At 67.7% G+C, this 26,932-nt stretch carries 29 protein-coding genes, 2 tRNA genes, 1 pseudogene and 1 riboswitch; of the genes and pseudogenes, 17 read left to right on the plus strand and 15 right to left on the minus strand.

The genetic code is table 11. The features are described 5' to 3' along the window. Positions 1-30 precede the first annotated feature (30 nt). The 3 genes from K5L49_RS01640 to K5L49_RS01650 all read left to right on the plus strand — a co-directional run bounded on the left by K5L49_RS01640 (position 31) and on the right by K5L49_RS01650 (position 3,173). Complete coding sequence (locus K5L49_RS01640) at positions 31-660, plus strand: TetR/AcrR family transcriptional regulator (protein WP_223690299.1); 630 nt, start codon at positions 31-33, stop codon at positions 658-660. Continuing rightward, positions 660-2,384: an MDR family MFS transporter gene (locus K5L49_RS01645; protein WP_223690300.1), complete on the plus strand. Its 1,725-nt coding sequence runs from the start codon at positions 660-662 to the stop codon at positions 2,382-2,384. The genes K5L49_RS01640 and K5L49_RS01645 overlap by 1 nt, the downstream gene beginning before the upstream one ends. 105 nt (positions 2,385-2,489) lie before the next feature. Next, positions 2,490-3,173, plus strand: a complete 684-nt coding sequence (locus K5L49_RS01650; protein ID WP_223690301.1) for a hypothetical protein — start codon at positions 2,490-2,492, stop codon at positions 3,171-3,173. A gap of 4 nt (positions 3,174-3,177) precedes the next feature. Here K5L49_RS01650 and K5L49_RS01655 read toward each other — a convergent pair. Beyond that, a pseudogene (locus tag K5L49_RS01655) lies at positions 3,178-4,181 on the minus strand (aldo/keto reductase family protein). Between the two features lie 69 nt (positions 4,182-4,250). On the opposite strand from K5L49_RS01655, the gene dinB reads away from it, so the two are divergent. Continuing rightward, on the plus strand, positions 4,251-5,519 hold the full coding sequence (gene dinB, locus K5L49_RS01660) for a DNA polymerase IV (protein ID WP_223690302.1): 1,269 nt from the start codon (positions 4,251-4,253) through the stop codon (positions 5,517-5,519). Here the strand turns inward: dinB and K5L49_RS01665 are convergent. Then, positions 5,509-7,170 (minus strand): 2-isopropylmalate synthase, encoded by a 1,662-nt coding sequence (locus K5L49_RS01665; RefSeq protein WP_223690303.1) that lies wholly within the window; start codon positions 7,168-7,170, stop codon positions 5,509-5,511. The two genes, dinB and K5L49_RS01665, sit on opposite strands and share 11 nt — an antisense overlap. A 170-nt stretch (positions 7,171-7,340) precedes the next feature. Between K5L49_RS01665 and K5L49_RS01670 the strand changes: the two genes are divergently transcribed. After that, entirely contained in the window at positions 7,341-8,054 is a 714-nt protein-coding gene (locus tag K5L49_RS01670) for a FadR/GntR family transcriptional regulator (protein WP_223690304.1), read from the plus strand. Positions 8,055-8,099: 45 nt separating this feature from the next. Here the strand turns inward: K5L49_RS01670 and K5L49_RS01675 are convergent, their stop codons facing one another. Beyond that, positions 8,100-9,017, minus strand: a complete 918-nt coding sequence (locus K5L49_RS01675; protein ID WP_223690305.1) for an endonuclease/exonuclease/phosphatase family protein — start codon at positions 9,015-9,017, stop codon at positions 8,100-8,102. 104 nt (positions 9,018-9,121) lie between these two features. Between K5L49_RS01675 and K5L49_RS01680 the strand changes: the two genes are divergently transcribed. The 6 genes from K5L49_RS01680 to K5L49_RS01705 all read left to right on the plus strand — a co-directional run bounded on the left by K5L49_RS01680 (position 9,122) and on the right by K5L49_RS01705 (position 13,430). Further along, complete coding sequence (locus K5L49_RS01680; protein ID WP_223690306.1) at positions 9,122-9,451, plus strand: spore germination protein GerW family protein; 330 nt, start codon at positions 9,122-9,124, stop codon at positions 9,449-9,451. Positions 9,452-9,466: 15 nt separating this feature from the next. After that, positions 9,467-9,576, plus strand: a riboswitch (TPP riboswitch). Between the two features lie 33 nt (positions 9,577-9,609). Further along, a complete protein-coding gene (locus K5L49_RS01685) occupies positions 9,610-10,230 on the plus strand; it encodes an ECF transporter S component (RefSeq protein WP_223690307.1) in 621 nt (206 codons plus the stop codon). Between the two features lie 2 nt (positions 10,231-10,232). Further along, entirely contained in the window at positions 10,233-11,783 is a 1,551-nt protein-coding gene (locus K5L49_RS01690; protein WP_223695217.1) for an ABC transporter ATP-binding protein, read from the plus strand. Next, positions 11,780-12,562, plus strand: a complete 783-nt coding sequence (locus tag K5L49_RS01695; RefSeq protein WP_223690308.1) for an energy-coupling factor transporter transmembrane component T family protein — start codon at positions 11,780-11,782, stop codon at positions 12,560-12,562. Before K5L49_RS01690 ends, K5L49_RS01695 begins: the two co-directional genes overlap by 4 nt. Continuing rightward, entirely contained in the window at positions 12,543-13,154 is a 612-nt protein-coding gene (locus tag K5L49_RS01700; RefSeq protein ID WP_223690309.1) for an ATP-binding protein, read from the plus strand. The genes K5L49_RS01695 and K5L49_RS01700 overlap by 20 nt, the downstream gene beginning before the upstream one ends. Positions 13,155-13,163: 9 nt before the next feature. Next, on the plus strand, positions 13,164-13,430 hold the full coding sequence (locus K5L49_RS01705) for a hypothetical protein (protein ID WP_223690310.1): 267 nt from the start codon (positions 13,164-13,166) through the stop codon (positions 13,428-13,430). Positions 13,431-13,457: 27 nt separating this feature from the next. On the opposite strand, the gene K5L49_RS01710 is transcribed toward K5L49_RS01705, so the two are convergent. The 3 genes from K5L49_RS01710 to K5L49_RS01720 all read right to left on the minus strand — a co-directional run bounded on the left by K5L49_RS01710 (position 13,458) and on the right by K5L49_RS01720 (position 15,636). Next, entirely contained in the window at positions 13,458-13,739 is a 282-nt protein-coding gene (locus K5L49_RS01710) for a metallopeptidase family protein (RefSeq protein ID WP_263298956.1), read from the minus strand. A gap of 74 nt (positions 13,740-13,813) precedes the next feature. Next, the gene (locus tag K5L49_RS01715; RefSeq protein ID WP_223690311.1) at positions 13,814-14,872 is read right to left on the minus strand and encodes a hypothetical protein; all 1,059 of its coding nucleotides are present in this window, start codon (positions 14,870-14,872) and stop codon (positions 13,814-13,816) included. Between the two features lie 20 nt (positions 14,873-14,892). Continuing rightward, on the minus strand, positions 14,893-15,636 hold the full coding sequence (locus tag K5L49_RS01720; protein ID WP_223690312.1) for a hypothetical protein: 744 nt from the start codon (positions 15,634-15,636) through the stop codon (positions 14,893-14,895). A gap of 377 nt (positions 15,637-16,013) precedes the next feature. Here K5L49_RS01720 and K5L49_RS01725 point away from each other — a divergent pair, with 377 nt between their 5' ends. After that, the gene (locus K5L49_RS01725; RefSeq protein WP_223690313.1) at positions 16,014-16,577 is read left to right on the plus strand and encodes a DoxX family protein; all 564 of its coding nucleotides are present in this window, start codon (positions 16,014-16,016) and stop codon (positions 16,575-16,577) included. Positions 16,578-16,599: 22 nt separating this feature from the next. Here the strand turns inward: K5L49_RS01725 and K5L49_RS01730 are convergent. The 3 genes from K5L49_RS01730 to K5L49_RS01740 form a co-directional block, all read right to left on the minus strand. Further along, a tRNA-His gene (locus tag K5L49_RS01730) sits at positions 16,600-16,675 on the minus strand. Between the two features lie 49 nt (positions 16,676-16,724). Next, a complete protein-coding gene (gene orn / locus K5L49_RS01735; RefSeq protein WP_223690314.1) occupies positions 16,725-17,345 on the minus strand; it encodes an oligoribonuclease in 621 nt (206 codons plus the stop codon). Between the two features lie 9 nt (positions 17,346-17,354). Further along, on the minus strand, positions 17,355-18,143 hold the full coding sequence (locus tag K5L49_RS01740; RefSeq protein ID WP_223690315.1) for an SGNH/GDSL hydrolase family protein: 789 nt from the start codon (positions 18,141-18,143) through the stop codon (positions 17,355-17,357). Between the two features lie 157 nt (positions 18,144-18,300). Here K5L49_RS01740 and K5L49_RS01745 point away from each other — a divergent pair, with 157 nt between their 5' ends. From K5L49_RS01745 to K5L49_RS01755, 3 genes are all read left to right on the plus strand, one after another. Next, positions 18,301-18,561, plus strand: a complete 261-nt coding sequence (locus tag K5L49_RS01745; RefSeq protein ID WP_223690316.1) for a thioredoxin domain-containing protein — start codon at positions 18,301-18,303, stop codon at positions 18,559-18,561. A gap of 98 nt (positions 18,562-18,659) precedes the next feature. Further along, on the plus strand, positions 18,660-18,920 hold the full coding sequence (locus K5L49_RS01750) for a LapA family protein (protein WP_223690317.1): 261 nt from the start codon (positions 18,660-18,662) through the stop codon (positions 18,918-18,920). Between the two features lie 69 nt (positions 18,921-18,989). Continuing rightward, entirely contained in the window at positions 18,990-19,856 is an 867-nt protein-coding gene (locus K5L49_RS01755; RefSeq protein WP_223690318.1) for a DMT family transporter, read from the plus strand. A 51-nt stretch (positions 19,857-19,907) separates the two neighbouring features. Here K5L49_RS01755 and K5L49_RS01760 read toward each other — a convergent pair. The 3 genes from K5L49_RS01760 to K5L49_RS01770 form a co-directional block, all read right to left on the minus strand. After that, a tRNA-Arg gene (locus K5L49_RS01760) sits at positions 19,908-19,980 on the minus strand. Positions 19,981-20,017: 37 nt separating this feature from the next. Beyond that, positions 20,018-20,503 (minus strand): YdeI/OmpD-associated family protein, encoded by a 486-nt coding sequence (locus tag K5L49_RS01765; RefSeq protein WP_223690319.1) that lies wholly within the window; start codon positions 20,501-20,503, stop codon positions 20,018-20,020. 19 nt (positions 20,504-20,522) lie between these two features. Then, positions 20,523-21,827 (minus strand): MFS transporter, encoded by a 1,305-nt coding sequence (locus tag K5L49_RS01770; protein WP_223695219.1) that lies wholly within the window; start codon positions 21,825-21,827, stop codon positions 20,523-20,525. A gap of 158 nt (positions 21,828-21,985) precedes the next feature. Between K5L49_RS01770 and K5L49_RS01775 the strand changes: the two genes are divergently transcribed. Continuing rightward, positions 21,986-22,840, plus strand: a complete 855-nt coding sequence (locus K5L49_RS01775) for a LysR substrate-binding domain-containing protein (RefSeq protein WP_223690320.1) — start codon at positions 21,986-21,988, stop codon at positions 22,838-22,840. A 14-nt stretch (positions 22,841-22,854) separates the two neighbouring features. Here the strand turns inward: K5L49_RS01775 and K5L49_RS01780 are convergent, their stop codons facing one another. Beyond that, positions 22,855-24,072 (minus strand): cation:proton antiporter, encoded by a 1,218-nt coding sequence (locus K5L49_RS01780; RefSeq protein WP_223690321.1) that lies wholly within the window; start codon positions 24,070-24,072, stop codon positions 22,855-22,857. 74 nt (positions 24,073-24,146) lie between these two features. Here K5L49_RS01780 and nadE point away from each other — a divergent pair, with 74 nt between their 5' ends. Then, positions 24,147-24,989, plus strand: a complete 843-nt coding sequence (gene nadE / locus K5L49_RS01785; RefSeq protein WP_223690322.1) for an ammonia-dependent NAD(+) synthetase — start codon at positions 24,147-24,149, stop codon at positions 24,987-24,989. Between the two features lie 93 nt (positions 24,990-25,082). Here the strand turns inward: nadE and K5L49_RS01790 are convergent, their stop codons facing one another. Continuing rightward, positions 25,083-25,799 carry a hypothetical protein gene (locus K5L49_RS01790; protein ID WP_223690323.1) on the minus strand — a complete coding sequence of 239 codons (717 nt, stop codon included), beginning with the start codon at positions 25,797-25,799 and terminating at the stop codon, positions 25,083-25,085. Positions 25,800-25,874: 75 nt separating this feature from the next. Beyond that, positions 25,875-26,891 carry an aldo/keto reductase gene (locus K5L49_RS01795; protein WP_223690324.1) on the minus strand — a complete coding sequence of 339 codons (1,017 nt, stop codon included), beginning with the start codon at positions 26,889-26,891 and terminating at the stop codon, positions 25,875-25,877. Positions 26,892-26,932: the final 41 nt, after the last annotated feature.

Raw genomic sequence — 26,932 nt, forward strand, 5'->3', positions numbered from 1 at the left:
CAAAGTTACAGACAGCGCAACAATGGAATCATGATTTCGGAGATCGTCGGACTGCGTGAGCGCAAGCGCCTAGAGACGCGCGCCCAGCTCGAGGCTGCGGCCGTCCGCCTCGCGCAGGAGGTCGGGCTCGAGAACGCCACGGTCGACGCCATCTGCGCGTCGATCCCCGTATCGCCGCGCACCTTCTTCAACTACTTCGACAGCAAGGAAGACGCCGTTCTCGGCGTCCGGGATGTTCCGCTCGACGACGAGATGGTCGCGGCGCATCTGGTCCGCTTCGGCGACCAACCCCTGCTGACGCAGGTGAGCGCTCTGCTCCTGCACGCCATGGGGCCGGCGATCGCCGACACCGAGTTGCACCAGGCGCGCATGCACCTCATCAAGCAGCACCCCAATCTGCTCGGGCGTCAATTCGCGCAGATGACGCGGATGGGGGAGCAGCTCACCGCCGCGGCCACCAGCCTCGTCTCCCACGATTCGGCCGCGTCCGGTCGTAGCGCCGACGAACGCCGCGCCATCGCCGAGATCCTTCTCACCCTCTGCGGGGGCGCTGTGCGCGTCGCCGTCAAAGACTGGGTGGCAGCAGGCGACGAGCGCACCTCGGAAGAACTCTGTAGACGGGCCGTCGAGCTCGCCAGAAAGGCAATCGAAATACTCTGATGACAACCACTGCACCGGCGGAGAAGGCGGGCTCCACGCCCACCGGGTCTCCGCAGAAGCGCACAGTCCTGCTCGTGTTCGCAGGACTCATGGTCACGATGCTCCTCGCGTCGCTGGACCAGACGATCTTCAGCACGGCTCTTCCGACGATCGTCGGTGAGCTGCACGGCGTCGACCACATGCTCTGGGTGACGACGGCCTACATCCTCGCCTCCACGATCATGCTCCCGGTGTACGGCAAGCTCGGCGACCTGATCGGCCGCAAGGGGCTGTTCATCGGCGCCATCACCGTCTTCATCCTCGGGTCGATCATCGGCGGTTTCGCCGGAGACATGACCTGGCTGATCATCGGCCGTGCCGTTCAGGGCCTCGGCGGCGGCGGCCTGATGATCCTGTCGCAGGCGATCATCGCCGACGTCGTCCCGGCGCGTGAGCGCGGTCGGTACATGGGCATCATGGGGGGAGTCTTCGCCCTCTCCTCCGTGGCCGGTCCGTTGCTCGGCGGTTGGTTCACCGATGTCATCGGCTGGCGCTGGGGTCTCTGGATGAACATCCCGCTCGGCATCCTCGCCATCATCTCGGCGGCCGCCTTCCTGCGCCTTCCGAAGAACACCGCCGGTCGGCCGCGCCTCGACTGGGCCGGAATGGGCCTGCTGGCGATCGCCTCCACCTGCCTCGTGCTCGTCACGACCTGGGGTGGCACAACCTACGACTGGGATTCTCCGGTCATCCTCTCGCTCATCGTCGGAACCGTCGTCACGGCGATCGCCTTCGTGCTGGTCGAGCGCCGGGCCGCGGAGCCGGTCATGCCGCTCGCGCTGTTCAAGGATCGCAACTTCAACCTGACGACCGTTGCGGGTCTCATCATCGGCGTCGCCATGTTCGGCGCCCTGGCCTACCTGCCGACCTACCTGCAGATGGTCACCGGGGTGAACGCCACGCAGGCCGGCCTGCTGATGATCCCGATGATGGCCGCACTGCTGGTGGTCTCGATCGTCACCGGTCAGCTGGTGAGCAGAACCGGGCGCTACAAGTGGCTCCCCATCGCGGGCACCGCGGTCGTCGCCGTCTCGCTGCTGCTGCTCTCCACGATGACGCCGTCTCTTCCGATCTGGCTGATGTGCACCTACCTCGCCATCATGGGCATCGGGCTGGGTGCGTCGATGCAGATCCTCGTTCTCATCGTGCAGAACTCGTTCCCGGTCTCGAAGGTCGGAACGGCGACCGCATCGAACAACTACTTCCGTCAGATCGGCGCCTCGATCGGCTCCGCGATCGTCGGCAGCCTGTTCGTCGCGAAGCTGACCGATCTGCTCGCGGCCCGCATGCCGGCCGGAGCCACCGCCTCCGCCGGCGGCTCGAATTCGTTCACCCCAGCACTGGTAAAAGGGCTCCCGGCCCCGGTGCGCGACATCATCGTCGGTGCGTACAACGACGCGCTGACCCCGGTGTTCCTCTACATGGTGCCGCTGGTGCTCGTCGCCGTCGTCGTGCTCTGCTTCGTCAAGGAGAAGCCGCTCGCCACGACCATCGAGCGGGATGCCGTTCCGACGAATCTGGAGTCCGACGGATCGCCGTCCAGGGCTCTGGCCGCGGCCGACGGCACCGACACCAACGACACCGACACCGACGACACCGACACCGACCTCGAGAGCACGACGCCCGACACGGCGGATGGCTCCGACGGGGGCGACGGTCGCGAGCGGGAGCTGTTGCCCCGCTGACGATCGCCGTCAGACGACCCGCCCATCCGAAGGCTTCCGGAGGGCGGGTCGTCTGCTTTCGTCGGCCCCCTGTTCACGGCGGGGGAACGCTCATACAATGACGGCATGTTCGTCGAGGGGACCCTTCGATGGCAGGTCACCGAGGACTGTCCCTGGGACCTGCTGATGGCGCTCGCCCTGCGGGACCTCGGTCGGCTGGGCGGGATAGGGTCACCGGTCATCCCGCCCCTGTCTCCGGCAGTCGTGCCCGTGTTCCACGGCGCTCCGGGTGGAGTGCCGGCGGCCGGGGCGCGCCCAGAGCCGAATCCGGCGCATCCAGAGCCGAATCCGGCGCACCCGGTGGGAACGGAGCCGCCCAGGAGCGCCCTCGCCGAACAGTGGCTCGCCTGGTTCGAGCTGGCTGTCGACCGCGAGCACCGGCCGATGGAGAGCCTGCTCCGGCCCCCGCATTTCGAGGCCTTCGATCGCGCGATCGAACTGCAGGACCTCGTGATGGCACACTACGACGCAGCGGCAGGCTGGGCGCGCGAACGGCACGCCGAATATGCGCGCACGAGTGTGGAACAGCATGCGCGCCGAGCAGCCGACATCGTCGATGTCGTGCGCGACCGGGAGCATGAGCTGCGCCGTCAAGCCGGCTACTTCCGGCTCGACCTCTATGTGCTGCCGCTCGTCGCATCAGGAGCGTGGATCGTCGCACCGCACACCGTCATCGTGAGCACCTCGCTGCGCGACGACCCGGGCGCGTTCCGCCGCTGGTTCACGCCCGTGGTCGCCGCTCTCGTCTGACCCGTCAGGCGGGGCGGCGGTCCGGCGACACCGTGTGAGCGGGGTCGGTCTCGGCCACATCGCCGACGGCCTCGTCGATGCGTGCCAGCGTCTCCGCCGTGAGGCGGATGCCGGCGGCCTCGGCATTCGATGCCACCTGCTCGGGGCGGGATGCGCCGACGATCGCGCCCGCGACGTTGGGGTTCTGAAGCACCCACGCCACGGCGAGCTGCGCCATGGTGATGCCGAGTTCGTCGGCGATCGGGCGCAGATTCTGTACGGCTGTGAGGACCTCGTCGCGCAAGAAGCCCTTGATGGCGCTCGCGCCGCCCTTGTCATCGGCCGCCCGGCTCCCAGCCGGTGCCGCTGCGCCCGGCTGGTACTTCCCGGTGAGCACACCCTGGGCCACCGGCGACCAGACGATCTGGGAGATGCCGAGCGAGGCTGAGGCGGGAACGACCTGCTTCTCGATCACGCGCCACAGCATCGAGTACTGCGGCTGGTTGGAGATGAGCTGAAAGCCCAGTTCTTCGGCGAGGGCGTGACCGGCGCGCAGCTGGTCGGCGTTCCACTCGGAGACACCGATGTAGAGCGCCTTGCCGGCACGGACGACATCGGCGAAGGCCTGCATGGTCTCCTCCAGGGGGGTCTCGACGTCGTAGCGGTGGGCCTGGTAGAGGTCGACGTAGTCGGTGCCGAGCCGTTCGAGCGAGCCGTCGATCGACTCGAGAATGTGCTTGCGCGAGAGCCCGACATCGTTGTGCTCCTTCGGCCCGGTGGGCCAATAGACCTTCGTGAAGATCTCGAGCGAGGCGCGGCGCTGGCCGCGCAGCGCATCCCGAGCACCCGCTCGGCCGCGGTGTTGGCATAGGCGTCGGCTGTGTCGAACGTGGTGATGCCCGCATCGAGGGCGGCGCGCACGCACTGGGCGGCGATGTCGTTCTCCACCTGCGACCCGTGGGTGAGCCAATTGCCGTAGATGATCTCCGAGATCTTGAGTCCGCTGTTTCCGAGGTATCTGAATTCCATGGTTTCACGGTATCCCTGCCGGAGCGGCCCCGCGAACCCGTTGTCGGGGGAGCGTGGCAAGCTGTGTGAGTGGGACGAACGGATGGCAGCGATCGGCGGGTGACGGCGGCGTCCGTCGACGACGCCACGGCCACCATCCTGCACGTCGACATGGACGCGTTCTTCGCTGCGGTTGAACTGCTCGACCATCCCGAGCTGCGCGGAAAGCCGGCGCTCGTCGGGCACCCGGGGCCACGTTCGGTCGTCACGAGCGCCACCTACGAAGCGCGTCGGTTCGGCGTGCGGTCGGCGATGCCCGTCTCTCAGGCTTTGCGGCTGTGCCCGCAGGTGATCATCCTTCCGCCGCATATGCACAAGTACCGCGAGTACTCGCAGAAGGTCATGCGCATCTTCTCCGAGGTGACGCCGCTCGTCGAACCGCTCAGCATCGACGAGGCGTTCCTCGATGTGGCGGGCGCGCGACGATTGCTCGGCTCGCCGCGTCGCATCGCCGACCTCATCCGCTCGCGTGTCTTCGACGAGACCGGCCTGACGTGCTCGGTGGGGGCCGCCTCCACCAAGTTCGTCGCCAAGCTCGCCTCCGGGCGGGCGAAGCCCGACGGTGTGCTGGTGATCCCGGAGGCCGAGGCTATCGGCTATCTGCGTCCGCTTCCGGTCGGAGCGCTCTGGGGTGTCGGGGCGAGCACCCAGGAATCCTTGCAGCGGCTCGGGCTGAGAACCGTCGGCGACCTGGCCGACACTCCGCTCGCGGTGTTGCAGAAGACGGTCGGCGTCGCCGCCGGACTCAAATTGCACGAGCTCGCCCACGGCCGGGATGCGCGCAGCGTCACCCCGGAGAGCCGGGAGAAGAGCATCGGCCACGAGATGACCTTCGACGTCGACGTGGCCGACCCCGACCGACTCCGACGCGAGCTGCTTCGCCTCGCGAACCAGGTGGGCGCGCGCCTGCGGGGCTCGGGCCTGGTGGGGCGCACGGTCGCGCTGAAACTCCGGTTCTCAGACTTCCGCACGGTCACCCGCTCCCGCACGCTCGCCGAGCCCACGAACGTCGGGCGACGCATCTTCGAAGAGGCCTGGCAGGTGTACGAGGGGCTCGAGCTGGGCCGCACGCCCATCCGGCTGATCGGAGTGCGTCTCGAACAACTCGTCGACGCGGGCGGCGGGAGTCTCTCCCTCTGGGATCCGGACGAGGAGTGGCGCGAAACCGAACGCACTCTCGATGCCGTGAGCGCCCGTTTCGGCCGGGGAATGATCGGCCCCGCGTCGTTGGTGAGACCGCAACGCGAGGCCGATGAGGCCGGTGCCGACGGCCGCAATCCTCGGTGGATCAGCGACTGAGCGCCACGGCGATGGCTCGACGGCGGGCGACGGCCGGGTCCGAGTCGATGCCGGCGCTCCAGCGATCACCGGTGCCCGTCCGGACGAGTGTGAACACGCAGATGCGTCCAGAGGAGGTGACGGAGCGCTCCTCGTCGACGACAGCGTCGGCCGCTGCGGCGATCACCCGGTCGGCTGTGCCGATGGCGGTCGGCTCGTCGCCGAGTGAGGAGGGGGTCGCGCCGGTCAGATAGGTCCGGTCGAACAGCTCCCACAGCTCGGCGCTCGTGATCTCGGCACCGTTCCGCTCGGTCGCCTCCTGCACCGTCGCGGCGAAGTCGATCCGGACCGCGCGGGGGAGCTCGATGCCGTGATCGGTCTGGAGCACATATGCGATCCCACCCTTGCCGGACTGCGAGTTCACCCGAACGACCGCCTCGTAGTCGCGCCCGACATCTTTCGGGTCGATGTGCAGATACGGCACGCGCCAGGGGTGGGTCAGAGAATCGGCCGTGACGAGTTCGCGGGTGCGCGCCGCGAACCCCTTCCCGATCGCATCCTGATGGGTGCCCGAGAAGGCCGTGTACGCGAGTTCGCCCACATAGGGGTGGCGCGGATGAACGGGGATGCGTGTGCAGAACTCCACGGTCTCCCGCACCGCGTCGATGTCGGAGAAGTCGATTCCGGGGTCGATGCCCTGGGAGTAGAGGTTGAGGGCGAGCGTCGCGATGTCGACATTGCCGGTTCGTTCGCCGTTGCCGAAGACGCATCCTTCCACCCGCTGTGCTCCGGCCAGCAGGGCGAGCTCCGCGGCCGCGACGCCGGTGCCGCGGTCGTTGTGCGGGTGGATCGACAGGATGACGCTGCCGCGTCGGTCGAGCAGACGGCTCGTGAACTCGATCTGGTCGGCGTAGAGGTTGGGCGTTCCGATCTCGAGTGTGGCAGGCAGGTTGTGTGTCACCGGCCTGTCGGGTGACGCATCCCAGAACGCGGTGAGGTCGTTGCAGAGCTCCAGCACGAACTCCGACTCCGTGAGGTTGAACACTTCGGGTGAGAACTGGAATCTCGTGTGTGTTCCGGTGAGCGTGTCTGCGCCGCGCAGCATGTCGGCTGCCGCGGCCCGAACGGTTCCGGCGAGCTCGGCGCGACCTCGCGAGAGCACGATGTCGCGCCAGAGCGGTGCCGTGGCGATGTAGACGTGGAGTACGACGTTGCGGAGGCCGCGCACCGACTCGACGGTTCTCGCGATGAGGTCGGCCCGGGCTGCCGTGAACACCACCACGGTGACATCGTCGGGTACGAGATCGCTGGTCGCCAGGCTCCGCACGAAATCGAAGTCGGTGGTGCTCGCCGACGGGTAGCCGACCTCGATCTCCTTGTAGCCCATCCGCACGTAGAGTTCGAAGAGGCGTCGCTTGCGGGCGCCGTCCATCGGGTCGGCCAACGCCTGGTTGCCGTCGCGCAGGTCGACCGGCACCCAGAGCGGCGCCTCGGTGAGCCGCGCGTTCGGCCAGCGCCGATCGACGAGCTCGGGCAGCTGCACCCGGTCGTGCGGGGCGGCGTACTTGCGGTACGGCATCCCGCTGGCGCGTTGTGGGTTCCAGCTGCGGGTCGCTGGATCGGCGCTGGTGAAGGGGGCGTCAGAGCTGAGGGTAGGAGTGTTGGTCGTCATGTCCAGTGTCTCTCGAGTCGAGTTCGGCGACCGTCGCGAAGCCTCCACGACGGCGCCCGGTCTCGGCTAACGCTCGTCGTGGCGACGAAGGAGAAGCAGCGGGAGACGGATCATGATGGATTCAGCATAGAATTAATCAGGTCATCAGACAAGTCGTGAAGGTGGGTACCGTGGCACAACGTGAACTGGAGCGGTCATCGCTGGTCGGAAAGCTCGCTCACGACCTGTCTGCCCGGTTGGCCGGGGCCGAATGGGCGCCGGGCGACCGTCTGCCGTCGGAGAACGTGCTCGCCGGCGAATACGGCGTGGGCCGTTCGACCGTGCGTGAGGCGGTGCGAACCCTCGCCACGCGCGGTCAGGTCGAAGCACGGCAGGGGAACGGCGTCTTCGTGCTCTCGGCGCACCCCGTTGCGGGAGTGGGCCGGATGCTCAGCCGCGCCGATATCGCTGAGGTCTTCGAAGCGCGGAGCGGGATCGAGTCAGAGGCGGCCCGACTCGCCGCGCTTCGCCGTACCGAGGAGCAGCTGGCCGGCCTGACCCGAATCGAACGGGTGCGCACCGAACGGGGCGCTGTCGGCGGGGTGGAGTTCGTGACAGCCGACCTCGACCTGCATCGGGCGATCGTGGCGGCCTCCGGCAATGCCGTGCTGCTCGACCTGTTCGACCATTTCGCACCGGTTCTCGACCGTGCGGCGCGCGAACTGGAGCGGTTCGACACCGGGCCGAGGAGCCCGATCGGCGCGGATATCGATGAGCACGCGGCGATTCTCACGGCGATCGCACGCCAGGATGCGCCGGCCGCCGCCGAAGCGAGCCGTCGCCTGTCGGATGGCACTGTTCGTGCACTCCGAGCGCTTGCCTTGGCCGAAGACCGCTCGGTCTGAACGGCGCGGCCTGCCCCGCATCGCGCAGCGCAGCCAGTCCGATCGCTAGCGCAGGCCCACGCTGATTCCGCGGTGATCGCTCCCGTTGCCCGGTAGCACGGTGCTCGACACGGTGGTGAGACCGCGCACCAGCGCGTGATCGAGGCGCGCCACGGGGAACTCGGCCGGCCAGGTGAACCCGAATCCGAGGTCGCTGTCGGGGGCTTCGGTCACCACCGACAGCAGCGGGGTGAACTCGCGGTCCGTCGAGGCGCTGTTGAAGTCGCCGACGACGACCACGCGCGAAGAGCTGTCGGCTTCGAGCGTCTTCGTCAGCTCGCCGAGCATGGTGTCGCGCTGTTCGTACTGGCCGGGGCGCACAGAGGCGAGGTGCACGGCGTAGAGGCGCGTGGGGAGGCCCGGGGTGTCCAGGTCGACCCAGAGGGCGCGGTCCCAGCCGAGACCGAGGTCGAGCCGCTTCTGGTCGGTGATCGCGATCGTGCTCCACACGCCGACGGTGCCGACGATCTCGCTGTGAGGATACGCGGCGTCGAGCACCTCCGACACCGCCTCACGCGAGGTGGCGTCGAGCTCCTGCAGGGCGATCACATCCGGCTCCCGCGAGGCGATGTCCTTCGCGATATCGGCCGCTGCGGCGTTGTCGGCGTGGATGTTCTCGCTGACGACGGTGAGGCTGGGGGAGCCGGCCCGCATGCCGGGCAGGAGCGAAGGAACGAACACGAACGCCCACGCCGCTGCGGCGGCGGCGACGCACAGTGCGCCGAACAGCGAGAGCCGGATGAGGGCTGCGAGTCCGAGCACCAGGATGACCACGCCGAGCCAGGGCAGGAACGTCTCGAAGAGCGACGCCGACCCGGCGATGTTCGGAAGCAGACCGTGCCAGAGGAGCAGCGCCCCCACGCCGAGCGCCAGAAGCCCGGTCACGATGCCGCGGGAGCGGCGGCGGGAACGGGAGGGGGACACTCGCACGATTATTCACGGCCCAGCGCTGAGAACTCGCCGCAAACGCTGTGCGTGGCCTGGGGGATGCCCTGGTGAGGCTGGGAGGGCGAGGGTACGGTTGCTGCATGACCAACATCTCGCTCAAGCTCGCGGAAACAATCAGCTCGAATGGCATCAAGTCCGTCTACGGCGAGCCGGTCGAGATCGACGGTACGACTATCGTGCCGGTCGCGGCCGTGCAATACGGTTTCGGCGCCGGTTCGGCCGCCGAAGGGGAGGACGCGCCCGGCGGCGCCGGTGGTGGTGGCGTCGCCATTCCGTTCGGCGCATATGTCAGCGACGAGCGTGGCGTGCGCTTCCGTCCGAACCTGATCACCCTGCTCGTTGTCGGCATCCCGTTCGTGTGGGTGGCCGGCCACGCCTGGGCTCGGGTGATCAAGGCGCTGAAGAAGTAGCGCAGCCGCTACACTGAATGCGAACACGGGAGTCCGGTGAGCCGGGCTGAGAGGAAACTTCTCAAGTTTCGACCGTTGAACCTGATCTGGATCATGCCAGCGCAGGGAGACCATCTCAATCCCGTGCCCTCTTTTCCTCTAGTGAAAGGGCACGAACAGTGCACGCAACCATCGCAACATCCACGGCGCGCCCGGCGCGCATCCTCCGCTGGCGAGTCGTCGACATCGTCGTCGCCAGCGTCATCGCCGTCGCGAGCGGGGTCATCTTCTGGGCGTGGGGCCAGCTGTACGGTCCCATCTCGGCGCCGGTGCAGGCGGTGCTCCCCGGATTCCAGGGCATCCTGAACGGTCCCTGGCTTTTCGCCGGCGTCCTCGGGGCACTCGTGATCCGCAAGCCCGGTGCGGCGATCTTCACCGAGCTCGTCGCGGCCGTCGTCTCGGCTCTCATCGGCACGCAGTGGGGGATCATGACCTTGGTCTCGGGTCTCGTCCAAGGGCTCGGCGTGGAGATCGTCTTCGCCCTCTTCCTCTACGCCAACTGGCGTCTCTTCGTCGCGCTGCTCGCTGGCGCCGGGGCCGGGATCGCCGAGTCGGTTCTCGATCTGCTCTATTCGTATCCGGGAGCGAAAGCCGGTTTCGCGATCACGTACGCGATCACGACGACCGTCTCCGGGATCGTGGTAGCGGGCCTGCTCTCCTGGCTTCTCGTGCGGGCCCTGGCCCGAACGGGGGCCCTCAGTCGTTTTGCGGCAGGCCGCGAGGCGACGGGCCGGGTGTAGTCATCGATGCCAGACTGAACCCGTCGGTCCCAGCCGCCGTTCGGGTCGGCGGCTGGGGCTGGCGTTATGCCGGACGCAAAGCGTGGGCGGTCAGCGACCTGACGCTGACGATCGAACCGGGCGAGCGAGTGTTACTGCTCGGAGCATCCGGGGCCGGCAAGAGCACGGTCCTGGCCGCGTTGGCCGGAGTGCTCGGCGGCGACGACGACGGAGAGTCCTCCGGGACCATCTCGGTTGGCGGCAGGGAGCCGCAGAGCGCCCGGGGGGCGAGCGGGCTTCTCCTGCAGGATCCGGACTCACAGGTCATCCTCGCGCGCGTCGGCGACGACGTGGCGTTCGCCTGCGAGAACCTCGGCATCCCGCGCGAGCACATCTGGCCTCGGGTTCGGCAGGCGCTGGAAGCGGTTCGGCTCTCGGTGCCGCTCGATCATCCGACGGCGGCGCTCTCCGGGGGGCAGAAGCAGAGGCTCGCGCTGGCTGGCCTCCTTGCCATGCGACCCGGCCTGCTCCTGCTGGATGAGCCGACCGCCAACCTCGATCCGGACGGAGTGGACGAGGTGCGTCGCGCTGTCGCCTCCGTCGTGGAGTCGACGGGTGCGACGCTGGTCGTGGTCGAGCATCGGGTGAGCGTGTGGCGCGACCTGGTCGACCGGGTGGTGGTGTTGGCGGCCGACGGAGGCGTTCTGGCAGACGGTCATCCGGATGCGGTGCTCGCCGACAACTCGGGCGAGCTGCGCCGCGCGGGTGTCTGGCTTCCGGACGAACCGATCCTGACGGCGGCTCCCGGCGTGCCCGGTTCGCCGCTGCTGACCGCCGAAGGGATGGTGATCGGTCGTGGTCCGGCCTCCCGGGGGCGTCGCCGGCGCCGGAAGAACGAGACGCAGCCGCTGGCGCACCGCATCGACCTGAGCATTGCAGAGGGGGCTGCCGTCGCGTTGACGGGCCCGAACGGCACAGGGAAGTCGACGCTCGCTCTGACCATCGGGGGGCTTCTTCCGCCGCTCGGCGGAGCGCTGCGAGCGGAGCCGACCCTCGCGGGCTCCGCCGCTCGGGAACCGTCGGCCTGGCGTTCCCGGGAGCTGCTCACCCGCATCGGCAGCGTGTTCCAGAATCCCGAACACCAGTTCGTGGCGTCGACGGTCCGCGACGAACTGGCCGTCGGCCCTCGGGCGCTGCACCGGTCGGCCCTCGAGGTCGAGCAGCGGGTCGATGAGCTGTTGCAGCGCCTTGACCTCGCCGAGTTGGCCGAGGCGAATCCGTTCACGCTGTCCGGCGGACAGAAGCGCCGGCTCTCGGTCGCGACGGCCCTCGCTACCCGGCCGCGCCTCCTCGTGCTGGACGAGCCGACGTTCGGGCAGGATGCGGTGACCTGGGCTGCACTGGTGGCGATGATCGGCGAGCTGCGATCCGAAGGACACGCGATCGTGACAGCCACCCACGACGCGGAGTTCGTCTCCGCCATCGGAGCGGTCGATCTCCGATTGGGCGACGGGCGCGACGCGGGCGGCGCGCAAACGGAGTCGGCGCAGTCGGGCAGGGGTGAGCGTCGATGAGCATCCTCGCACCGGTGCGGCAGGGCCCGCTCGCCCAGCTGAATCCGGTCGCCAAGCTGGGGGCCGCGCTGCTGATCAGCGTCGTACTGCTGATCTCCATCGACTGGGTTTCGGCGGCCATCGCTCTGGCAGCGGAGCTCGTGCTCCTGGCATTCGCCGGACTGCCGGGCCGGATCGTCCTGCTGCGCACAGCCCCGATCTGGATCGCGGCGCCATTGGCGGGCATGACGACGGTGCTCTACGGGCGCACCTCCGGAGCCGTCCATCTGCAATGGTGGTTCGTGGAAGTGAGCGACGGCTCGATCACCCTGGCCATCGCGACGACACTGCGCATCCTGGCGATCGGACTGCCGGCCGTGATCCTGTTCATCACGATCGACCCGACCGACCTGGCCGACGGGCTGGCCCAGGTTCTGCGGCTGCCGGCGCGTTTCGTGCTCGGTGGTCTCGCCGGTCTGCGCCTGGTCGGACTCTTCGTCGAAGACTGGCGCGCCCTCACGCTGGCCCGCCGGGCACGGGGTGTGGCCGAAGCAGGGGCGGTGCGGCGGATGCTCGGCCAGGCGTTCGCCCTGTTCGTGCTGTCGATCCGGCGGGGGACCAAGCTCGCCACCGCCATGGAAGCGCGCGGATTCGGTGCACCGATCGCACGCACCTGGGCACGTCCATCGGTCTTCCGAGGTCGCGACTGGGCAGCGGTGGGTGTCGCTCTTCTGATCGCCGTGCTCGCCGCCGGCGTATCGATGACGGTGGGGAGCTGGAATGTCATCGTCGGAGCATGACGATGAGCGGCGCCTCCGCGCCGCGGTCACGGCGGCCGTCGAATCGGGCCGTCATCGCAGCGCCATCGTTCTCATCGACGGGCCGAGCGGTGCCGGCAAGAGTTCGCTGGCCGACCTGCTCGTGGCCGACGGCCCCTTCCCGAATGAGCCGACCCTGGTTCGGATGGACGATCTCTATCCGGGGTGGGGTGGGCTCGACGCTGCCAGCGCTGCACTCGGCGTCGACCTGCTCGCACCGTTCCGGGCGGGGGAGCCCGGCCGCTGGCAGCGTTGGGACTGGGTGACGGGCTCGCCGGCGGACTGGTCGATCGTGAGCCCCGACCGTCCCCTGATCGTCGAAGGGTGTGGCACGCTGGCACGCGGCAACGCACATTCGGCCGATCTGCGCATCTGGCTGGATGCCGATGACGAGCTCCGCAAACGGCGTGCCCTCGCCCGGGACGGTCTCGCCTTTGAAACCCATTGGGACCAGTGGCAGCACGACTTCGAACGGTATCTGCACCGGGAGGACCCGCGTCGCAATGCCGACCTCGTGCTCGACGTCACCGCCTGGCCGCTGGCGCTGCGGCGTGCCGGGGCCCGGCAGGACTAACGTGGTGCCATGAGTGATGCGAAGCAGTCCGAGACCGAGTACATCGTCGAATACGTGGACGGGCCGCTGGCGGGAACGACCGAGCGGCGCATCCTGATCGATGGCAAGATCGACGAGCGCATCGGCGCCGTCGCCGCGGTCGAAGGGCTCGAATCCCTGTTCTGGTATGTGGCCGGCGAGGAGCGAACGGTCGGCGGCGAGAAGTACGTCAAGTTCCGGTTCGACGCGCCGGACAGCGACCCGGTCGAGGCTGATCACGAGGACGAGTCGCTCTGACGCCGCCCGGCATCCGGGAGACCGGGCTCAGGCCCAGCCGAGCTCGTGCAGCCGATCGTCGTCGATCCCGTAATAGTGCGCGATCTCGTGGACGAGCGTCACGTGGATCTCGTCGCGGAGCTCGGCCTCGTTCGCGCAGATGGCGAGCAACGGTTCGCGGTAGAGGATGATGCGGTCGGGCATCTCGCCGAAGCCGTAACTGTCCCGTTCGGTGAGGGCGACCCCGTCGTAGAGCCCGAGAAGGTCGAGAGAACCGTCCTCCGGGCGGTCTTCGACGACGAAGACGACGTTGTCGAGCCCGTCGACCATCTCGTCCGGGAGCGCGTCGAGTTCGTCGGTGACCAGAGCTTCGAACGCCTCGGCGTCGAGCAGCTGCACGCCCGTCACCAGGCTTCGGCGACGGCGGCGTGCAGGTCGAGAAGGGTCGGGGTCCTCTCGCTCGGTCCGCGGCCGAACCCGCACTCGGTACCGACACCGAACCGGGCGATGGCCACCCCGGCGGCCTCGGCACGGCGACGCGCGCCGTCGACGCCGTCCTGGTGGTGGAGCAGCCCGAGATAGATCTCGGTCTCGGCAGGGATCGCCAGCGTGCCCAGCGGAGCGAAGTAGGCCTCGTCGTCGCGTCCGATCGGCACAGGAAGGTGGAACCAGGTGATCGGCCGGGCCGAACCGGAGAGCGTTCCCGCGATCACAGCGGCGAGGTGGCCCGCGTCGGTCGGCTGAACGAAGTGGGCCTCCTCCACATCGCCGTAACAGAGGTGATACCCGACCTCGACGTCGTTCGGCACGACGGACGCCTGTCGGATCGACCGCTCCACCACCCCGCCGAGCACATCGTCGAACCAGGGGACGATCGCGTGGGTCGAGCGTATATTGGCCGACTCCAGCAGGGCGAACTCGACCGCGGTGTCCCACTGCACGGCGAGATCGCTGTGCGGGATCCCGTCGAGGATGCGCTGCAACTCGCCGAAGAGGGCCCGCTCGTACGCGGGCTCGAACGCTGCGCGATCGTCGGCGACGACGAACGCGCCTGTGATCGCGGCCGGGGTCGGCAGCGAGACCTGGAAACGGGTGCCGTGGGCGATCACGCCTTCGCGCCGCAGCTTCTCGAACGTCGCATACGACGCGAGCGCCGCATCCGCGTACCCGAGGTTCGGGAAGACGAGGTCGTCGGCGGTCGTCCCTTCGTCGATGACGAAAGGACGACCGTCGAAGATCCCCCGGATGTAGAACGGTTCGACCGGGATGCGGGTGAGCCCGGTCATGGTGTCGAACCGATTCGTCTGGAACTGGATCCAGTAGAACCGCTCGCCGACCTCACCATCGGGCAGGCGTCGAAGACGGTCGCCCAGGTGGGTGCTGACAGTGCGGAAGACGCTTTCGGCGTCGGGCAGGTTCACGCTGCCGACGAGGTGCGCGCCTTGGATCGTGGGAGTGGTCACGAGCCGAGTTTACCGGCGGATCAGTACCAGTTCACCGACTCCGAGTGCGACCAGGCGCTGCACGGCGTGCCGTAGGAGCGCGAGACATAGTCGAGTCCCCACTTGATCTGGGTCGTGGCGTTCGTCTGCCAATCCGAGCCGATCGAGGCCATTTTGCTGCCCGGCAGAGCTTGGGGGATGCCGGTGGCGCCGCTCCCGGCGTTGTAGGCCTGGTAGTTCCACCCCGACTCCTTCTGCCAAAGGCTGCTCAGGCACTGGAACTGGCTGTCGTCCCAGCCATACTGGCTGGCGGCGATGCTCCGCGCGGTGTTCTTCGCGCCGTCGGGGGTGTTCGCATTCGCGAGGGCCCGCGCGGCCGCGGCCGCCCGATCGGCGGCCGCGGCCGCGGTCGTCACTGCGGCGGCGGCAGCATCCGTTCGGTCGATGCTCGTGCGCAACTGGGAGTCGGCCATCACTTTGTACCGGTCGAGTGCCGCGATGGCGATTTTGGCCGTCGTCGTGTCGACCTTCGCAGCGTTCGCGGCCACGATGGTGGTGGCGCTCGACAGGGTGGTCTGCGCCGTCGCTTCGAGCCGGTCGCGCAGGATGTCCTCGCGGATCGCGAGCTGCTCGCGGTGCTTCGCGGCGGATTCCGAGCGTTGGGCGGCGGCGTTCGCGTCCTGTTGCTGGGCGACAGTGGGGCCGATCAGAGAGACGGCGAGGAGAGTGGCCGCCATGCCTTTGACGAGGTGGCCGAGGGGGATGGAGGTAAGGGTTTTGAGCATTCGCTTCCAGAGTTCTTTGCTTCCCCGTCTGCGAGCCGCACGGCTTTCGGCCGTGCGCGGGCACGGATCGGCTCCCTCGGGTGGGATGCGCGATCAGGCGGGCTGGAACCTCGGCCGACCGCAGGGGAGCGCCCGGCGACCGCAGGGGTCAGAACGCGCCCGGCGACGGCCGTGGCTGTGACGGGCGGCGACATCCGGGTTGTGGGAGATGCTCGGGGCTCGCGTCACGACGGCATTCGGTGCCGCCAACCGGACAACCGTAGACGCGATTTCTGGACAGATCGGGCACAACTCCTGGGAAGGTCGTGTGTGGGCGACCGGCGAAACAGAGTCGGCGCCCCTTCCGATCGGCGTCGGGGTGGGCGTACGTTCGGGGCATGACAGCAGGAGCAGGGAGTCTTCTTGTCCGTGTCGTGGTGGGCGGCGTGTTCGTCGGCCACGGCCTTCAGAAACTGCGCGGCGCATTCGGCGGGCCCGGGCTCGACGGCACTGAACGGATGATGTCGGCTCTCGATATGGAGCCGGCGCCGCTCCAGGCGCGTGCAGCAGCCCTGACCGAGACACTGGGCGGTGCGGCGCTGGCGATAGGTGCGGTGACTCCGGTGGCGGCCGCGGGTCTGATCGCGACCATGCTGACGGCGGTGAGGAAGGTGCACTGGAAGAACGGGTTCTGGAACTCCAAGGGTGGCTTCGAGTTCAACACGGTGCTGATCGCGGTCGTCACCGCAGTGACGGTCGACGGGCCCGGCCCGCTGTCGATCGATTCGGCCTTCGGCCGGCGCCGCTGGGGTGTTCGCGGTGGTCTTTTCGCCGTGGCCGCCGGTGCGGTGGGGTCCCTCGCCGCCGTGGAGCTGGGGCGACGGGCCTCCGCTGCGCTGCGCGCGCACGAGAACGCTCAGAAGGTCGTTGACCCAGACCGTGATGGCGATTCGGCCGGCTGATGCCTCGCGGCGATGACTTCCTTGGGGTGAGTAACGGGGCTTGAACCCGCGACCTCCTGGACCACAACCAGGCGCTCTACCAACTGAGCTATACCCACCATGTCCTCGTTCGAATTGTGCTTCGAGCAAGGCAACTCAACGAGTCTATTACATCTGCGGAGCCCATTTTGCCACGACGTCTGCAGAGACCGTCTGCACAGCCTCGGTGGTGGGCCCCGGCTCGCCGACGAATGCGGCGCGGCGGTAGTAGTCGAGCTCGCGGACGGATTCGAGGATGTCGGCCAGAGCGCGGTGTCCGCCGTGCTTCTCGGGCGCGTTGAAGTAGATGCGCGGATACCAGCGGCGGGAAAGCTCTTTGATGGACGAGACGTCGACACTGCGGTAGTGCAGGTGGTTGTCCAGTCGCGGCATATATTTCGCGATGAACATCCGATCGGTGCCGATGGTGTTTCCGGCCAGGGGCGCCGTGCGGGCGGTGGGAGCGAATTTGAGAACGTATTCGAGCACCTCGTACTCCGCTTCGGCGAGGCTCTTGCCGTGGGGGATCTCTTCGATGAGACCTGAGGTGGTGTGCATATCACGCACGAAATCGTTCATATTGTCGAGCGCCGAGGCGTCGGGTTTGATCACGATGCTGAGCCCGGGGTCGAGCACGTTCAGCTCGAAATCGGTGATCACCACCGCGATTTCGACGAGTTCGTCGACCTCGAGGTCGAGCCCGGTCATTTCGCAGTCGATCCAGACCAGTCGATCCGAGGAGGTAGCCATGCGAAAAGTCTAGTGCTGGGCTCCGACCGGGCAGGGCACCGGCTGTTTCGCGTCGAGCCCGTCGCCGGCCGAGATGTGTCGCAGTCTCCGTCCGACCCACGGGATCGCGTATACCCGGAACCAGGTTCGCAAGGGGAGGGGCGGGGCCGGCGCGGGTGGGGTCTCCGCGGTGTTGCGCGCCGCGATCTCGGCGTAGGGCACGCCCAGTGTGTGTGCCGCGCGGGCGGCCAGGAGGCGGTGGCCGCGACTGCTGAGGTGCACCCGATCGGTGGCCCACATCGCGCCGTCCTGGAACTGGCGGACCCCCCACACGTCGAGCACGATGGCTTCGTTGTCGCGCGCGATGCTCCAGATGTTGGCGTTGAAGACCGCAGCGCGACCCCGGAACGGTTTCAGGAAGAAGGCGAATTGAGGGTCGAAGAGGTTGGCGAGGAGCACGGTTGCTCCGCTGGCTCGCAGTGAGCGGATGCCGGTGTCGAGTCGGTGGGCGAGCGCATCCGGGTCGGCGGCCGGGCTCATCAGGTCGTTCCCGCCCACCATCACCGAGACGAGGTCTGGGCCGAGACGGAGGGCACGTGGTATCTGGTTGCCGACGACATCGCCGATGCGCCGGCCGCGCACCGCGAGGTTCGCGAATTCGAAGGGGTGCCCGCCGAGGCGCGCATCCCCGTCGAGGATGACGGCGAGGCGGTCCGCCCATCCCAGTAGGCCACCCGGATGCGTGGGCTCGGGGTCGCAAAGCCCTTCGGTGATCGAATCACCGAGGGCGACATAGCGGGTGAAGGCTGGTCGGCTCACAGGAGCGATTCTGCCGATCGGCGCGGCATCGTGGGTCTGCGCCACGATCTGTGCGCCCGATGGTCTCCCGCTGTTCTTCGAACGGTCACGCTGTGCGCCGTTTGGCCATCGGGGGTTGTCCGGCCCTTCATCGGATGAGTCGACGTAAGCTTGTCGTGTGAAGTTGACCCTCTACACGTCGGCGTTCTGTGAGCCGTGTATGCAGACGCGCGCTGTTCTCGCGGAAACCGCCCGGCTCGTCCCGACGGCGACGGTGACCGAGCTGGATGTGGCGCGCAACGCCGCCCGTGCTGAGGCCGACCGCATTCGGGTGACGCCCACCGTGATCGTGAGCACCGCCGCAGGCGAGGAAGTGTTTCGCGCCGAAGGGGTCCCGACACTGCAGCAGGTTCTGGTGGCGGCCGCGAAGGCGGTCTGATTCGTCTTCAGCGCGCCGTGATGGCGACAGGTGCCGTCGAGCGGCATGATGAGCCGTGTCGGCGATCGCCGACGGCAGCGTGCCGAGAGGATTTCGCGATGAGCACCGAACCGTTGACGTCGACCGAGAACGGCTTCGTCCGCTTCCTGAAACGGAAGTGGTTGGCGATCGTCCTCGTGATCCTCTTCGTCGTGATCGCGATCCAGAACGGTGTCGGGAGCGACAAGGCGACGATCTTCCTCCTCTGGGCGACGTTGAGCATGCCCACGTGGCTTCTGGTGCTGATCGTCTTTCTCGTCGGTGGGATCGTCGGGTGGATCTTCGCCCGCAACCGGGCGTCTCGCAAGGCGCGCAAGTAGCGTCAGCGCGACGGCGATCGGGCGGTGTCGAGGATGACGCGTAACCACTGATCCGTATACGCTGGTTATGTGGTACTCGCCGTCGTTCTCGCGCTCGGTTCGAGCCTCGTCTACGGGGTCTCGGACTTCTTCGGCGCGGTTGCCGCCCGGCGGTTACGCGTGCTCCCGTCGACGACACTGGTCTACGCCCTGGCGACCGTCGCCGTGGGCGCGATCCTGCTGGGGGCCGGCGGGAGCTGGACCGGCGCGACCGTGCTGAGCGGCTCACTCGCCGGAGTTTTCGCCCTGGTCGGAATGGTGTCGTTCTATGCCGCCCTCGCCGCGGGGCCGATGACTCTGCTCGCGCCGGTGATCGCCCTGCTCGAGGCCGTCGTCCCGATCAGTGCCGCGCTCGTACTGGGTGTGCGGCTGTCCGGGTGGGCATGGGTGGCGATCGGCATCGCCGTCATCGGAACCGCCCTCATCTCGATCGAACGCAGCGAAGGGCGGCACTCGATCAACGCGCGTGCGGCCGGCTTCGCCGTCGTCTCCGGGGTCGCGCTCGGTCTCTCCGTCGTCGCTCTCGACGCTGCGCCGACGGGCTCCGGGTTCGTGCCGGCCTTCCTCGAGACCGCGGTCGGGCTCCTCGTACTCCTCGTTGCGATCGGTATTGTCGGGCTTCGCCGCTCGGAGGGTGTTGTCCTCCGGGGCGGAACCGGTCGTCGTCGGGCCTGGATCGCCGCGGCCGGCGCCGGAGCCCTCCTCGGTGTCGCGAACGCTCTGCTGATCGCCGCCCTCCACACCGGCAATCTGGCAGCCGTCGGTGTGCTCGTGAGCCTCTACCCGCTGTCGACGATCGTGCTGGCGCGGATCCTGCTGAAGGAGCGCATCACCCCGGTGCAGTCGACCGGAATCGTCCTTGCGCTCTCGGCATCCGTGCTGCTCGGGATCGTCTAGCAGCCTGGCCCGGGACGGACACCGATGTCGACGCCGTGCTTGCTCTGACAGTGCCCTCGGCAGGAATCGAACCTGCGACCAAGAGATTAGAAGGCTCCTGCTCTATCCGCTGAGCTACGAGGGCGGGCGCTTCCACGATACCGTAGGGCGCTCGCCCGCTTTCACCGGAGGCGCTGGCCCGCGTTGACCTTCTCGATCGTCTTCGAGATGCGTCTGGCGCGGGTTTCGGGGCGTTTCACTTCTTCGATCCAGCGCTCGTACTCGCGCTGGTGGCTGTAGCTCATGGCACGGAACGCATCCAAGGCACCGCTCTCTTCGAGGGCAGTGCGGGCGTCGTCGGCGAGTTCTACCACTCGGGGTGTGGTGTCGAGGGAGATGGTCACCCGAACGGTGTCTCCCTCGTCTTTTCCGAGGCGTTCGCGGATGCTTTTGAGCACGAGGATGAGGTGATCTCCGCCGCCGTAGGTCACCAGTGACCCACGGTATTCTTCGTCGTCGAAGGTGGCGAGCACGGGGATGCGGCCGGCGGTTCCGAAGGTTTCGCGCACATCTTGGGGGAAGATCACGTAGGCCTGGGAGTTCTCCGCGTCGCCCCGCTGGAGGACCGCATCGAATTCGATCGGTCCGGGATTTCGATAGCTGGGCATGTTCGGAGCCTAGCCCAGCTCACAGCCGGGCGCCCGTCTTGCCCGCCCGGTTGACGATCGTCACGCTCGGTCGGCGGCCCCGCAGGCTCACGCGGAGCCGGAGGCTGGCGCTGCGAGCGATGAGCAGTGCGATCACGATGGCGGCGATCGTCGGGACGATTCCGGAGACCATCATCGCGATGTGCGGGCCGAACATTTCGACCACCCATCCCATGAGAGGGCCGCCGAGGGCTTGGCCGCCGAGCAGCACGAGGATGTACAGCGAGATGACCCGGCCGCGGATCTGCAGGTTGGACGACATCTGCACCAGGGAGTTGGCGGCGGTGACGAAGAGCAGGTTGGCGACGCCGATGCCGACGAGCAGGAGGCCGAAGACGAGCTCCGACGGCGCGAACCCGGCGAGGGCCTGGATGACGCCGAGAACGGCCGCCGTTCCGACCACCAGGCTGAGCCGGATGCTGGTGCGACGGGTGGAGGCGAGGGCGCCGACCAGGGCACCCGCCGCGACCAGGGCGTTGAACAGCCCGTAGCCTTGGGCTCCGACATCGAAGACATTGTTGGCGTACGCGGCCAGGAACACCGGCATGTTGAACGCGAAGACGGCGAGCACGGCCACCATGACCACTGTCCAGAAGATGACGGGCTTGCTGCGCACGTAGCGCATCCCTTCGATCAGCTGGCCTTTGCCGCGTGGGGCGGCGGGGGAGGCGTGGAGTTGTGATCGCTTGAGCGAGCAGAGCGCGCCCACGACGGCCAGGCAGGCGACCGCGTTGATGGCGAATGACCAACCGCCGCCGACAGCGGTGATCAGGATGCCGCCGACCGCGGGGCCGATGAGGCCGCCGAGCTGGAAGATGGACGAGTTGAGGCTGATCGCGTTACGCAGATACTTGGGCCCCACGAGCTCGTTCACGAAAACCTGTCGCGCCGGGTTGTCGATCACCGTGACGAGGCCGAGGCCGAAGGAGATCAGGTAGACGTGCCACACTTGGGTCGCACCGGTGAGGGTGAGCACCGCGAGGATGGCCGCGAGGACCGCGGCGGAGGACTGCGTGGCGATCAGCAGTTTCTGCTTCGAGTACCGATCGGCGATCACGCCGCCGTAGAGCCCGAACACGAGCATCGGCGTGAACTGCATGAAGACCGTGATGCCGACCGCGGCGACGCTGCCGGAGAGTTGCAGCACGAGCCAGTCCATCGCGATGCGCTGCATCCAGACGGCCGTGTTGGCGACGAGGTTGGAGGCCGCGAAGCGGCGGTAGTTCGGCACGCGGAGGGAGACGAACGTCTCCCGCCACGGCGGTCGGGTGCTGAGGACCGGCATCGGTCCGGTAGGGGGTGCTGCTGCTGTGGTTGCCACGTCTGATTCCTGCGAGTCTGGTTCCGTATGAAGGGTCTGTCCTTTCGACGTTACGCACGTCGCGGTATTCTTGCAGCCAATTGAAGCTATAACTCCTATTGGATTATCGAATGGATGCCCCGATGTTCGATCCGGTCCTGCTCCGCACGTTCCTGGCCGTGGCCGAAACCCGGAGCTTCACCAAGGCCGCGTCACGCTTGGGGATCAGCCAACCGACGGTGAGCCAGCATGTCCGGCGGCTGGAGCAAGCGGCCAAACGCCAGCTCATCGCCCGCGACACCCGCGATGTGCGCCTCACCGACAACGGGGATGCGATGGCAGGGTTCGCCCGCAGCATCCTGGCCTCCCACGCGGAGGCCGAGCGCTACTTCAGCGGCTCCGCGATGCGGGGCCGCCTCCGGTTCGGCGCGGCGGACGATCTGGCCATCACGACGCTGCCGCGCATCCTGAGGCATTTCCGACAGCAACACCCGCAGATCAACCTGGAACTGACGGTGGATCAATCCGGTCCGCTGCACCGGCGACTGCAGGCGGGGAACCTCGACCTGATCTTCATCAAGGAGAACCCGGGCACCACCGACGGCACGGTGGTCGCGACGGATGCGCTGGTCTGGGTGGGTCAGGAGAAGACGATCGTCGATCCCGACGAGCCGATCCCGCTGATCGTCTACCAGGGCCCCAGTGTGAGCCGGCAGATCACCATCGACGCATTGGAGGCGGCCGGACGCACCTGGCGAATCACCTGCAACACCCGCGAGGTCAACGGGGTGCTTGCAGCCGTCCGTGCGGGGATCGGGGTCGCCGTGTTCCCACGTTCGCTGATCCCCTCTGACCTGGTGAAGGTCAGCAACCGGTTCGGGTTGCCCGAACTCGGCGGCGTCGACTTCACGCTGCTGTCGAACCCGGCCGCCCCGCGGGAGCCGGTGGAGGCGCTGACGGCGGCGATTCTCGGTCGCGCGCTCACCCGTATCCCGTAGGAACCGTCGGAGCCTCAGCCGACGGTCGGCACGCGGTCCGGGTCGGGCGGACGGATACCGCCGTCGGCCGACCGCTTCCGCAGGGTGAGGGCGATCACAGGGAACAGCAGCACCGACAGCATCCCGGCGCCGACGAGGGCCGTCGCCGTGCCCTTCTGGAGATCGCCGTCGTCGACGCCGATGGCGGTCACGGCGACGATGATCGGCAGACCGGTGGCGCTGAAGAGGGTGAGAGCGCTCCGGTCGCCGAAAGTCGAGCCGCGTGGCGCCGCGAACGAACCCGGGATCCCCCGCACGATCAGGAGCAGCACGACGAAGATCGGCAGAAGCAGCAGGGCGTGCGGGTCGCCCAGCAGAGCCGGGAGGTCGAAGCCGACGCCGGTGTTGATGAAGAAGATCGGAACCAGAACGCCGAACGCCACCGCCTCGAGCTTGCCCTCCACGAGTTCGGCGTCCGGCTTGCTCGCGCCCGAGAGCAGCACACGGCAGATCACTCCGGCGGCGAAGGCGCCGAGCAGCATGTCGAGACTGAGCGCGAGACTCAGGCCGACGAGTGCGGCGATGATGAGCACGACGAACCGGACCGCGAACTGCCCGCTGGTGTGAAGGGTGGCGCGCACCAGGCGGTGGAACCGTTCGTGGCCGCCGCGCGAGGCGAACCAAACCGCGGCGCCGGCGATCACAGCGAAGGCCACGAGCACGAGCGCCGCAGAGAGCGGGCGTCGTCCGCTGAGGAAGAGGGAGATCGCCAGCAGAGGGCCGAACTCGCCGACGGCCCCGACCGCCGTCACGGCGAGCCCGAACGGCGTGCGTAGTTCACCGGCATCCCGGAGCACCGGCATGAGCGTTCCGAGAGCGGTCGATGTCAGTGCGATGCCGATGTAGACACCCGAGATCGCGTCGGGCGCCAACAGGACGCCCACGAGCACACCCACGACGAGCGAGAGGAGCCAGCCGAGGGAGGCGCGCCGAACCGGGCGACCCTTGATCGACGCGAAGTCGATCTCGTTCCCGGCCATGAAGAACAAGAAGGCGAGGCCGAAGTTCGCGAGGAAGTCGAGGGCGTCCGATTTGGGGATCCAGCCGAGGATGCTCGGGCCGAGCAGCAGCCCGAGCAGGATCTCGAACACCACGAGCGGGATCTTCGCGACCCGGCCGATCGCATCCGCGAACAGCGAGGCGACGACGGCCAGCAGGGGGACGAGGACAATGCTGCCGATCGTGGGATCCATGCGGTGATCGTACTAGCGGAGAGCCCGGAGGAGACGTTCACACGTCCGAAACGCGGCGGCGCTAGTGTGTCTTCATGCGTGCTCTCCAGGCCAGAATCATCGACGAACTCCACGTCACCTCCCGCATCGATCCCGCCGCAGAGATCGAGAAGCGGGTCGACTTCCTCGTGCGCTACCTGAAGGAGACGGGGGCGGCGGGCTTTGTGCTCGGGATCAGCGGCGGGCAGGATTCCTCGCTGGCGGGCCGCCTCAGCCAGTTGGCGGTCGAACGTCTCGCCGAGCAGGGAGTCGACGCCGAGTTCATCGCCGTTCGGCTGCCGTACTCAGTGCAGCACGACGAAGACGACGCGCAGCTGGCGCTGTCGTTCATCCGTCCGCAGCGCACCGTGACATTCAACATCCAGCGGGGCGTGGACGGCTTCGAAGACGAGTATCGTGACGCGATCGGCGACGACATGACCGATTTCACGAAAGGCAATGTCAAGGCTCGTGCGAGGATGGTGGCGCAATACGCGATCGCGGGTCAGCGTCGCCTGCTCGTGGTCGGCACGGATCACGCCGCCGAGGCGATCACCGGCTTCTTCACCAAATACGGCGATGGCGGCACCGACGTGCTGCCGCTGACCGGCCTCACCAAACGGCAGGGCCGTGCGCTGCTCGAGCAGTTGGATGCGCCGTCGCGCCTGTACACGAAAGCCCCCACCGCGGATCTGCTCGACCACAATCCCGGTCAGACCGACGAAGACAATCTTGGCCTCAGCTACGCGAACATCGACGCCTACCTCGAAGGGGAGGATGTGGCCGCCGAGGTGGCTTCGGCTCTCGAATCCCGTTACCTCGCGACGGAGCACAAGCGGCGGGTGCCGGCCAGCATGTTCGATAGCTGGTGGCACGTGCGTGGCGACTATTCGGAGTGAGAACCCGTCGCCGGTGATCGCCGGTGGCAGCGGAAGAGCGCCGGCGGAAGATCCGCCGGCGCTCTTTCGTCGGATGAAGCGCCCTGCCTCAAACTAGACGGGCTGGGAGAGTTGCGGGGTGACCGCCGTGTCGGCGGCTGCATCGAGGTCAGACGCGGTCGCGCCCGTGACCGGGCCGGTGTTCGTGGCCGTGGCGCCTGCGAACGGTGTGCCAGTGAACGATGAGTCTGTGGTCGGCGCGGGAGAGAACTGGTCGTGGTGCTGCTGCGCGACCCACTGGTCCTGCTGGGCGAGCAGGACGCGATCGGTGTCGGTGTTCTCGAAACGCCACCGCTCCAGATCGCCCTGGAAGATCTTGCGGGCGCGACGTGGCTTGTTCTGCCACTCGATCAGCCGGTCGCGGAATTCCGCGATCGCCGGGTCGAGCTGGTATCCGAACGTCGCGGAGGCGCGCTTCATCTCGGCGAGCTGGTGTCCGGCCCAGTTCGCGGCGATACCGGATCCCTTGATCGGGAGCAGCCGCACCATGATGTCGGCCTGACCGACGGCACGGTCGGAGAGCACCTGTTCGCCGGGGGTCAGCGAGTTCCAGACGGAGGCCTCGGTCGCCGCATCGACGAGGGCGGCGATGGCCGACGCCTTCTGCTGGCGGTCGGTGCGAGAGAGCAGCCCCTTGATCGCGCCGCGCGCGATCAGAGCTGCGAGCAACCCGGCGACGATCACGGCAACCGCGAGCACCACCGCGTTCAGGATCATCGGACGCGCTGCCGACGATGTGAGCCAATCAACGAAGTCATTCCACCACTGCATGCTGGTGATGTTAACGCCGGGCCGCTCGCGCGGGCGGGAGCCTGGCCGCAGTGTCGCGGACTCGTGATCCGCCCGTTACCTCTCTTCGAGGTGCTCGGTGCCGTGTACGGCGTGCGGCTCGATCGCGGTGAGCTCGTCAGCAGTGAGCGCCGGCGCATCGAGGGCGGCCACGTTCTGCTCCAGCTGCGCGACGCTCGATGCCCCGATGAGGGCGCTCGTCACGGTCGGCTGGCGCAGAACCCAGCTGAGCGCCAATTGCGCCAGCGACTGACCACGGTTCTTGGCGATCTCGTTGAGAGCGCGGGCCCGCTCCAGGTAGATCGGGCTCAACTGCTGGGCGTTGAGGAAGTGGCTTGTCGCCGCACGGGAGCCGTCGGGAACCGAACCGTCGAGGTAGCGGTCGGTGAGCATCCCCTGCGCGAGCGGCGAGAAGACGATACTTCCCGCTCCGAGCTGGTCGAGCACGGGGAACAGACCGTCTTCGATGTGCCGGTCGAACATCGAATAGCGGGGCTGGTGGATGAGCAATGGCACTCTGTGCTCGGCGAGTGCGGCGGCCGCGGCGATCGTCTGCTGAGGGTCGTAGTTGGAGATGCCGACGTAGAGCGCTTTGCCCTGGTTCACGGCCGTGGCGAGGGCTCCCATGGTCTCTGCGATCGGCGTCTCGGGGTCGGGACGGTGGGAGTAGAAGATGTCGACGTAGTCAAGGCCCAGGCGGCCGAGGCTCTGATCGAGCGACGAGAGCATGGTCTTCCGCGAGCCCCACTCGCCGTACGGCCCGGGCCACATTCCATAGCCAGCCTTGCTCGAGACGACGATCTCGTCGCGGTACGGTGCGAGGTCCTCGCGCAGGATGCGGCCGAAATTGGTCTCCGCGGTGCCGGCGGGCGGTCCATAGTTGTTGGCGAGGTCGAAGTGCGTCACTCCGAGGTCGAAGGCGCGGCGCACGATCGCACGCTGGGTCTCGATACCGCGTTCGTCGCCGAAGTTGTGCCAGAGGCCGAGTGAGAGCGCCGGCAGCTTCAGTCCGTTGCGGCCGCTGCGGTTGTAGAGCATCGATTCGTAGCGGTTCTCCGCGGCAACATATGTCATGCCCTCATCGTAAGAGATCGCATTCCCCCGAACGGAGGCTC

The sequence above is a fragment of the Leifsonia poae genome, assembly GCF_020009625.1.
GTDB lineage: Bacteria > Actinomycetota > Actinomycetes > Actinomycetales > Microbacteriaceae > Leifsonia > Leifsonia poae_A.

What these genes read in the sequence shown, in the direction of transcription:
- K5L49_RS01765 (WP_223690319.1), bottom strand. Translation starts at nt 20,503, where the DNA reads ATGCCCAGCTATCGAAATCCCGGACCGATCGAATTCGATGCGGTCCTC.
- K5L49_RS01795 (WP_223690324.1), bottom strand. Translation starts at nt 26,891, where the DNA reads ATGACATATGTTGCCGCGGAGAACCGCTACGAATCGATGCTCTACAAC.
- K5L49_RS01725 (WP_223690313.1), top strand. Translation starts at nt 16,014, where the DNA reads ATGACAGCAGGAGCAGGGAGTCTTCTTGTCCGTGTCGTGGTGGGCGGC.
- K5L49_RS01680 (WP_223690306.1), top strand. Translation starts at nt 9,122, where the DNA reads ATGACCAACATCTCGCTCAAGCTCGCGGAAACAATCAGCTCGAATGGC.
- K5L49_RS01665 (WP_223690303.1), bottom strand. Translation starts at nt 7,170, where the DNA reads ATGACGACCAACACTCCTACCCTCAGCTCTGACGCCCCCTTCACCAGC.
- K5L49_RS01700 (WP_223690309.1), top strand. Translation starts at nt 12,543, where the DNA reads ATGTCATCGTCGGAGCATGACGATGAGCGGCGCCTCCGCGCCGCGGTC.
- K5L49_RS01780 (WP_223690321.1), bottom strand. Translation starts at nt 24,072, where the DNA reads ATGGATCCCACGATCGGCAGCATTGTCCTCGTCCCCCTGCTGGCCGTC.
- K5L49_RS01640 (WP_223690299.1), top strand. Translation starts at nt 31, where the DNA reads ATGATTTCGGAGATCGTCGGACTGCGTGAGCGCAAGCGCCTAGAGACG.
- K5L49_RS01695 (WP_223690308.1), top strand. Translation starts at nt 11,780, where the DNA reads ATGAGCATCCTCGCACCGGTGCGGCAGGGCCCGCTCGCCCAGCTGAAT.
- nadE (WP_223690322.1), top strand. Translation starts at nt 24,147, where the DNA reads ATGCGTGCTCTCCAGGCCAGAATCATCGACGAACTCCACGTCACCTCC.
- K5L49_RS01770 (WP_223695219.1), bottom strand. Translation starts at nt 21,827, where the DNA reads ATGCCGGTCCTCAGCACCCGACCGCCGTGGCGGGAGACGTTCGTCTCC.
- K5L49_RS01650 (WP_223690301.1), top strand. Translation starts at nt 2,490, where the DNA reads ATGTTCGTCGAGGGGACCCTTCGATGGCAGGTCACCGAGGACTGTCCC.
- K5L49_RS01645 (WP_223690300.1), top strand. Translation starts at nt 660, where the DNA reads ATGACAACCACTGCACCGGCGGAGAAGGCGGGCTCCACGCCCACCGGG.
- K5L49_RS01790 (WP_223690323.1), bottom strand. Translation starts at nt 25,799, where the DNA reads ATGCAGTGGTGGAATGACTTCGTTGATTGGCTCACATCGTCGGCAGCG.
- K5L49_RS01720 (WP_223690312.1), bottom strand. Translation starts at nt 15,636, where the DNA reads ATGCTCAAAACCCTTACCTCCATCCCCCTCGGCCACCTCGTCAAAGGC.
- K5L49_RS01775 (WP_223690320.1), top strand. Translation starts at nt 21,986, where the DNA reads ATGTTCGATCCGGTCCTGCTCCGCACGTTCCTGGCCGTGGCCGAAACC.
- K5L49_RS01705 (WP_223690310.1), top strand. Translation starts at nt 13,164, where the DNA reads ATGAGTGATGCGAAGCAGTCCGAGACCGAGTACATCGTCGAATACGTG.
- K5L49_RS01750 (WP_223690317.1), top strand. Translation starts at nt 18,660, where the DNA reads ATGAGCACCGAACCGTTGACGTCGACCGAGAACGGCTTCGTCCGCTTC.
- K5L49_RS01710 (WP_263298956.1), bottom strand. Translation starts at nt 13,739, where the DNA reads ATGGTCGACGGGCTCGACAACGTCGTCTTCGTCGTCGAAGACCGCCCG.
- orn (WP_223690314.1), bottom strand. Translation starts at nt 17,345, where the DNA reads ATGGCTACCTCCTCGGATCGACTGGTCTGGATCGACTGCGAAATGACC.